This window comes from Edaphobacter sp. HDX4, assembly GCF_036877565.1.
Taxonomy (GTDB): domain Bacteria; phylum Acidobacteriota; class Terriglobia; order Terriglobales; family Acidobacteriaceae; genus Edaphobacter.
Genome location: NZ_JAEDXW010000052.1, coordinates 1 through 839, shown reverse-complemented (window position 1 = coordinate 839; position 839 = coordinate 1). Strand labels below are relative to the sequence as shown.

Sequence of the window (839 nt, the reverse complement as noted above, 5' to 3'; positions counted from 1 at the left end):
GAATGAAGATACCGGACGACGTTACGCTGGGCTGGACCGACGACAACTATGGTTACCTGCGCCAGCTTTCGTCAGCCGAGGAGCAGAAGCGATCTGGCGGTTCCGCGGTTTACTACCATGTGTCGTACTGGGGCTTTCCTCACGACTATCTTTGGCTATGCACAACCCCGCCCGCGCTGATTCGCGAGGAGATGAACAAGGCTTGGGATCATGGCGCGCGGCGGCTCTGGGTTCTGAATGTGGGCGACTTGAAGCCGGCTGAATCCGATATCGACTACTTCATGCAGCTGGCATGGGACGAGCCCAGCGTATCGCAACTCAGTCAGACCGATTTTCTCAAGCAGTGGCTCGGGGAGCAGTTTGGCTCAGCGGTTGCTCCGGAGCTTGCCGCAATCATGAACGAGTACTACAGGCTGAACTTTGTTCGCAAGCCTGAGTTCATGGGTTTCAATGGCTATAACGACGAGACGAACCGGACAGAATTCAATCCGCTGGCGTGGGGCGATCAAAACCGGGAACGCATCGAGGCCTGGCGACACCTGAGCGACAGCGTTGAGGCCCTTTCCGAGTCGATCCCTGCCGACTCCCTGGCTGCGTACGATGAGCTGGTTGCTTATCCCGTGCTGGCTGCCGCAGCGCAAAATGACAAGTTCCTGTGGGCCGATCGCAGTTATGTCGACGCATATTTTCATCGGCCAGAACTGATGCTCGAGGATCACAGAAGCTCAGAGGCCGCTTATGCGCGTGTGCAGGACCTGACCCGCGCTTACAACCAACTGGAAAGCGGCAAATGGGAGGGGATGATGGATTCGGCTCCGCGGGCGCGCCAGGTGTTCTAC

Annotated in this window: 1 protein-coding gene; it reads left to right on the top strand. The window is 57.8% G+C overall.

The genetic code is table 11. The features are described from left to right. The coding region (locus JAO29_RS23100) for a glycosyl hydrolase 115 family protein (RefSeq protein ID WP_334270643.1) at window positions 1–839 on the top strand (839 nt) is incomplete at both ends.